The organism is Rickettsia endosymbiont of Culicoides newsteadi, from assembly GCF_002259525.1.
Lineage (GTDB): Bacteria > Pseudomonadota > Alphaproteobacteria > Rickettsiales > Rickettsiaceae > Tisiphia.
In genome coordinates this window covers 1-6,491 of the sequence record NZ_MWZE01000066.1, presented here as the reverse complement: position 1 = coordinate 6,491, position 6,491 = coordinate 1, and the positions used below count along the sequence as shown (strand labels likewise).

Here is a 6,491-nt window from a genome sequence, read left to right as displayed (position 1 = left end):
CATTGGTTTGCTCATGTCAAATTTCCTATTATTTTATGCGAAGAACATGTGGATAAGTTGATAGTAACTTATCCACATTCTTCGCTATTTACAACATCAATAATCTTTATTTTATATATTTAAAAGATTATTTTTTTAACTTGACACAGTTTGACGAACACTCCCTCATCACTCGTCGCTTGCCTATTACTTATAGGCGTCACTCCATCGTTCCTAGCTCCAAATTCCCCTGAATTGACTATATCTTTCAAAAATGTCATTGCGAGGGGGCGTAGCCAACGAAGCAATCCAATAAGTGTGGATTGCCACGACCATTACATGGTCTCGCAATGACAGATAACGTCATTGCGAGGAGCTACTTTAGTAGCGACAAAGCAATCCACAGAATAAATTTTATGGATTGCCACGCTCACATACATTCGCTTGCAATGACTCTTGGTGATTAGATTTTTTCACTCATCACAAAAAAATAGCAAAAAAATCGTGAACGATCATATCTAAACTGCAACTGTAGTCCTAATTCAGAGCGATTATTGACAAAGGTTTATGATTAATCTATACAGAGGTTTCACTCCATTGATTATCATTATTTCCTATAATCTCAACAACATCTTCTTCCTCTATAAGTCCAAGCTGAGTAGTAGTAAGGTCTGTATTGTTAATAGCATGATTAATAGGGTATAATAAATTCTTTATCTGTGACAGTTCAGAACTATCTTTACACTTACTCAAGATGTCATTACGCTCAGCTATTACCTTAAGATAAAGTACTGGTAAAGATTTTAGAGGTAATAGTTCATTACGCAGAATAGTAATAATATGTTTTATATGATCTAATTCATCTCCTATTTTTCTTAACTTCATTTCATGTAAAACACATAATATCTTTTTTACTTGATCATCATACTCTGGTGGTACAGAACCTGTTACTTTAGCTAAATGATTTGAGAATACTGAATTTTTTGATAGCTTATTAAAGAATTCTATAGTAAACGAATCAAAGAAGGAATCATAGATAAGATTGAACACTAAATTGTTTATTCGATTTTTACTCATTGGTATATCTCTATTAATTAACTCACATAAACCTCGTAGCAATTTAAAAATTGCCAAAAAGTACAAGACGTCTATTAGCGAGAAGGCATAAACCAAGAAGCAATCCATTTCTAATCACTTTCCTGGATTGCTTCGTCGGCTACGCCTTCTCGCAATGACGCATGTATCTATAACTCGTCATTGCGAGACCATATAATGGTCGAAGCAATTCATTCATGGTCATTTTTTGGATTGCTGCGTCGCCGCAAAGCGGCTCCTCGCAATGATATTTCAGATACCCAGCATACCCCAAATTTTATCAATTTTTTCAATGACTTCACTAGTCATTTCTATTTTCTTTCCCCAAGCTCTATTAGTCTCTGGGGACATTTTATTAGTTGCATCTATCCCCATTTTACTACCAAGTCCTGATACAGGGGATGCAAAATCAAGATAATCTATTGGCGAATTATCAATAAACGTGCTATCTCTAGAAGGATCGCTCCTAGTTGAGATTGCCCAAGCTACTTCCTTCCAATCTCGAATATCTATATCATCATCTACCACAATAATAAATTTGGTATACATGAATTGTCTTAAAAACGACCAAATCCCCATCATTATTCTTTTTGCATGACCTGGATAAGCCTTGCGGATAGATACAATGGCAATTCTGTAAGAACAACCTTCAGGCGGTAACCAAAAATCAACGATTTCTGGAAATTGTTGCTGAATTATCGGAGTAAATATTTCATTTAATGCCACGCCAAGTACCGATGGTTCATCTGGAGCTTTACCAGTATAAGTGCTTAAATATATAGGTTGCTTTTTCATGGTAATAGCCTTAACATTAAAGACTGGAAAATATTCAACGTCATTATAGTAACCTGTATGATCACCAAATGGTCCTTCTGGTAGATATTCATCAAAACTTACATGCCCCTCTATAACAATTTCGCTATAAGCTGGCACTTTCATATCTATACTAACACAATTTACCAATTCAATTGACTTGCCTCTTAATAATCCAGCAAAATTATATTCAGACATATTATCAGGCAGCGGCATAACAGCCGCCATAGTCACAGCAGGGCTTGCCCCAATAACCACTGCAGCAGGAAAAGGCTCTTTTTTTGCTGATGATTGCCAACGTTTATGTTGTTGTGCTCCACCTCGCATTTTAAGCCATCGCATAATAAGTTTGTTACGCCCAACTACTTGCATTCGGTATATACCGAGGTTAAAATTATCTACCTTCTCTAGACTAGGTCCTTTAGTAACAACTATTGGCCAAGTAATTAATGGCGAAATATCAAGAGGCCAACAGGTTTGTATCGGTAATATATTAACATCAGGATCATCAATTATAACTTCCTGGCAGGGAGCTTTTGATAACATTTTTGGCGACATAGCCAACATTCTTTTTGCCAATGGCAACATGGCAAAGGTTTCTTTAAAGGAAGAAGGTAGTTCGGGGGCTTTAAGAAAAGCTAGCAATTCTCCGAATTTCCTTAAATCTTCTTTACGTTTCAACCCAAGTCCCAAGGCGATTCGCTCAGTACTAGCATATAAATTAGTTAGAACTGGCATATTAGATTTAGTTCCATCATTTTTAATAACATTTTCAAACAGCAGAGCCGGGCCATCTTGTATTAAAATTCTTCTACTGATTTCTGTTATTTCAAGGTTAGATGATACGGGATAGGATATACGCTTAAGGAGTCCATTTTGCTCGAGGAGTTCTATAAATTGTGGTAAATCTTGGAAACTCATATAATTTTACGGAAATATAAATATAGACTTAAAATAATAGCAATAATCATGTTAGCATAACAAGCAAAGATAAAATTTAAATCTTTTGAAGCAAGATTTTGTAATACAAAATGCAAGTATGTGATAATTATGGCAGAAATTGCCGTAATTAGAATCTGTCTTAAACTAGATTTTTTATTATAAGGCTGCCATAAAAAAACAGATAATGTAAGAAAGACCAGTACAAAATTATACATAGGCCAAATCAATCTTTGGTGTCCCTCAGCAATTAATTTAATCTTCCTTTGCTCTGATAAAATATTGTTGGGTTTTAATAATTCATCAATATAATACTCATTGATTTCTCGACTATATTCATCCCTTACCAAATTTTTACTATTATTACTAACTAATTCTACGGTTAAAAGCTCGAATGATAAGTTACTTAAATTACCATTATGATCATATGCCTGCCTAACTCCATCTTTTAACTGAAAAGATGAGCTGTTATTATATATTGTAAACATCCCTGATTTAGAAAACAAGATTGCATTGTTATCACGCTTACGATTATCAAAAATGATTAAACTTTTCATAGTACCATTAGGTAATTTCTTATCAAAATAAACTGTTATATCTTTAGAAATTGTATTAAATGTCTTTTCATCTAACATATTGGATGCATAATTATTCCTCATAAAATTAAGATCTGATTTAAGTTTGCCATAAGATAATGGCAATAAACTAGTCGAAATATAATAAGCAAATAACGTAATCATCAGAGCTACCATCAATGCTGGGCTAGCTAGTTGGATATTATTTAATCCCAAATTTTGTAAAATAATTATCTGACGTCTCTCACTCAAAGCATTATAAGTATAAATAACAGCAACAATAGTTGCAAAAGGTAATAAAATAAACAACAAAGATGGTATTATTAAAATAATTAAATTTAAGAAATCCTGAACTTTTATGCCCTTATCAATTAAGTACAACATCTTTAATATCTGGGTAATCCATACAAGGCTAGTAACCGAAAAAATAATTATTACCAAAGATGGTATTATATTTTTTATTATATAACGTTTATATATCAACATTCTGTAATCATTTATAGTCTTTTAAATATCTATACCATGCAAAATTATCGATAACTAATGCATAAAATCAAAGTCTTTTCCTTGTTGAATATATTGCCTTATTCTTGACATTAATTCTTGGAAATACACCAAATTATGCCAAGTCATAAGCACTGCTCCTAAAATCTCTTGGCTCTTTACCAAATGATGCAAGTAAGCTTTATTATAATCCTTACATGTTGGGCATGGGCAATCATCTTCAAGCGGCTCCTGATCATCCTTATACTGACTATTGCGAATATTTACTACACCATATTTGGTGAAAGCTTGACCATTTCGACCAGAACGCGTTGGAATAACACAATCAAACATATCTATTCCCCTGGCAACTGCCCCAATAATATCATCTGGTTTACCAACCCCCATAAGGTATCTGGGCTTATATTTAGGTAATAAATCTGGAGCATAATCTAGCACTTTAAACATTATTTCTTGTCCCTCACCTACTGCCAGCCCTCCAATAGCATAACCTTCAAAATCTAATTCTACCAAATTCTTTGCTGACTCGGCACGTAATTCCTGATAGATATTTCCCTGTACAATACCAAATTGACCATAACCTTCTCTTTGAACAAATGCTTTTCTCGATCGAACTCCCCATCTAGATGTTAATTCCATCGATGATTTTGCTTGCTCAAATGTTGCCGGATATGGGGTACATTCATCAAACGCCATGGTAATGGTACTATCTAGAAGATATTGGATATCTGTTGCCCGCTCAGGACTTAACATATGCTTACTACCATCAATATGCGAGTTAAAAATTACTCCTTCTTCTGTAATCTTACGTAATTTTGACAGGGACATTACCTGAAAACCACCTGAGTCGGTAAGTAAAGGCTTTGACCAATTCATAAATTTACGTAAACCGCCAAACTTGGCAACTCTTTCAGCCCCTGGTTGTAACATTAAATGATAAGTATTACCAAGTATTATATCAGCTCCGGTAGATTCAACTGCTTCTGGTAACATGGCTTTTACCGTACCTTTCGTGCCGACCGGCATAAAAGCTGGAGTACGTATTTGACCATGCTTAGTAGTTATAATACCAGTTCTGGCTTTTTTATGTTGGGATTGTAAATCAAATGAAAATTTTTGCATATTATATTTACCTAAACTAATTCAACGCATATATAATCAATTCAGGAGAATTGGGTATAGTCAATTGAGAGAAGTTGGTGACGTCGTCGCTCAATGCTCGCCTATTACTTATAGGCGTCGCTCCATCGTTCCTGCTACCCAATTCCCCTGAATTGACTATAGTATATACTAATTATGATATGCACTAAGTATTTTATGAGAAATATTTTTATTGACTCACCTTACGCATGGCGTTTAAAAGTCATATAGAAAATAGCTTGGCGTCATTGCGAGAAGCTACTTTAGTAGCATTGAAGCAATCCATGAGAATTATAGTCAATTGATGGGAAGTTGGTGACATCGTTGCTCAATGCTCGCCTATTACTTATAGGCGTCGCTCCATCGCTCCTGCTACCCAATTCCCCTGAATTGAATTGACTATACCATAAAAAATCCCAATTTGCATCATATTTCGTGATATTTTTACATCGCGTTTTCGTTAATATAAATTAGTATATTTTAAGATTATAGGTTAAGGTTATAAAATAAGTTTCTTTATAAAAATAATGCTTGCAATATATTATATCTGATAATTTGCACCCAATAAAATACCGTTTAATACGGTAAAATTGCAAACAAAGTAACCTATCCCACTAAAACCATTAACTTTTAACATAGGTAATAACAATGACAATAGATTTTAATGCACATGTAGAAGGCAATTGTTTAAATTTTAAGGACAATGGAACGATATTGTCCGAGATATTAAGTAGTGATGATAACTTAAATGAATTTAGTTCATTTATAAAAGCTAAACCCAATATCACAGCACTTAACCTAGATAATTGTAATATTGGTAATATTGATATAGAAAAAATTAAATCATTAATAAAATCGATAAATAATAGCAATATTACTTATTTAGATATCGGTTATAATGAGATAACTGATATAGGTGCAACTGCAATAGCTACAATGCCTAATCTTACTTATTTAGATATCCATTATAATAAGATAACTGATGAAGGGGTAATTGCTAATAGCTAATAAATTATCTAAGCTTATTCGTTTAAATATCTTTAATATTACAACTGCTGAAGGGATAACTGCAATAGCTAAAGCTTTGCAGGACAATACTATCCTTATTAACCTTGGTACATGGATAAAAAATGCAGACATAACCAAGATACTGGAACGTAATAAAAAGATAAAAGATATTAGTGAAGCATTTAAGCCAATCATATCTAAAATAACTTTAGACACTGATGGCACTCCGTTATTGTCTTTGGACAAAGAAGACAGTGAACAAAATAGTTGCTTGAATAAACTCAAGGGATACAGTAAGAAATATGGGGAACTCCTTTTACCTGCGTTAGAACAAAGTATAGCCCAGTCTCTATAACGTCAATTCGGGATAAGGGATAAGAAAAAATAAAGGAGATATAGGAGTTGCAAGGAGTTAATGCCTGTGATAAATGTTTTTTT

8 protein-coding genes are annotated in these 6,491 nt (G+C 33.5%); 2 read left to right on the top strand and 6 right to left on the bottom strand.

Features of this window, described 5'->3' with window-relative positions; all coding sequences use genetic code 11:
• Positions 1–119: 119 nt before the first annotated feature.
• The 6 genes from RiCNE_RS07560 to RiCNE_RS08320 form a co-directional block, all read right to left on the bottom strand.
• Positions 120–260 (bottom strand): hypothetical protein, encoded by a 141-nt coding sequence (locus RiCNE_RS07560; RefSeq protein ID WP_157905690.1) that lies wholly within the window; start codon positions 258–260, stop codon positions 120–122.
• Between the two features lie 295 nt (positions 261–555).
• Positions 556–1,056: a hypothetical protein gene (locus tag RiCNE_RS05055; RefSeq protein WP_133062946.1), complete on the bottom strand. Its 501-nt coding sequence runs from the start codon at positions 1,054–1,056 to the stop codon at positions 556–558.
• Between the two features lie 270 nt (positions 1,057–1,326).
• Positions 1,327–2,808, bottom strand: a complete 1,482-nt coding sequence (locus RiCNE_RS05050) for a UbiD family decarboxylase (protein ID WP_094649512.1) — start codon at positions 2,806–2,808, stop codon at positions 1,327–1,329.
• Positions 2,805–3,887, bottom strand: coding sequence for an LptF/LptG family permease (locus RiCNE_RS05045; RefSeq protein ID WP_094649511.1), 1,083 nt, complete (start codon positions 3,885–3,887; stop codon positions 2,805–2,807). Before RiCNE_RS05045 ends, RiCNE_RS05050 begins: the two co-directional genes overlap by 4 nt.
• 54 nt (positions 3,888–3,941) lie before the next feature.
• The gene (gene tgt, locus RiCNE_RS05040) at positions 3,942–5,027 is read right to left on the bottom strand and encodes a tRNA guanosine(34) transglycosylase Tgt (RefSeq protein ID WP_094649510.1); all 1,086 of its coding nucleotides are present in this window, start codon (positions 5,025–5,027) and stop codon (positions 3,942–3,944) included.
• Between the two features lie 16 nt (positions 5,028–5,043).
• Positions 5,044–5,169 carry a hypothetical protein gene (locus RiCNE_RS08320; RefSeq protein ID WP_275656747.1) on the bottom strand — a complete coding sequence of 42 codons (126 nt, stop codon included), beginning with the start codon at positions 5,167–5,169 and terminating at the stop codon, positions 5,044–5,046.
• Positions 5,170–5,693: 524 nt separating this feature from the next.
• Between RiCNE_RS08320 and RiCNE_RS05035 the strand changes: the two genes are divergently transcribed.
• Entirely contained in the window at positions 5,694–6,053 is a 360-nt protein-coding gene (locus RiCNE_RS05035) for a leucine-rich repeat domain-containing protein (protein ID WP_094649509.1), read from the top strand.
• Positions 6,040–6,408 (top strand): hypothetical protein, encoded by a 369-nt coding sequence (locus tag RiCNE_RS05030; protein ID WP_094649508.1) that lies wholly within the window; start codon positions 6,040–6,042, stop codon positions 6,406–6,408. Before RiCNE_RS05035 ends, RiCNE_RS05030 begins: the two co-directional genes overlap by 14 nt.
• Positions 6,409–6,491 lie beyond the last annotated feature (83 nt).

Excerpts from the sequence above, each read along its gene's own strand:
- RiCNE_RS05045 (WP_094649511.1), bottom strand. The coding sequence starts at position 3,887 with ATGTTGATATATAAACGTTATATAATAAAAAATATAATACCATCTTTG.
- RiCNE_RS07560 (WP_157905690.1), bottom strand. The coding sequence starts at position 260 with ATGACATTTTTGAAAGATATAGTCAATTCAGGGGAATTTGGAGCTAGG.
- RiCNE_RS05055 (WP_133062946.1), bottom strand. The coding sequence starts at position 1,056 with ATGAGTAAAAATCGAATAAACAATTTAGTGTTCAATCTTATCTATGAT.
- tgt (WP_094649510.1), bottom strand. The coding sequence starts at position 5,027 with ATGCAAAAATTTTCATTTGATTTACAATCCCAACATAAAAAAGCCAGA.
- RiCNE_RS05050 (WP_094649512.1), bottom strand. The coding sequence starts at position 2,808 with ATGAGTTTCCAAGATTTACCACAATTTATAGAACTCCTCGAGCAAAAT.
- RiCNE_RS05035 (WP_094649509.1), top strand. The coding sequence starts at position 5,694 with ATGACAATAGATTTTAATGCACATGTAGAAGGCAATTGTTTAAATTTT.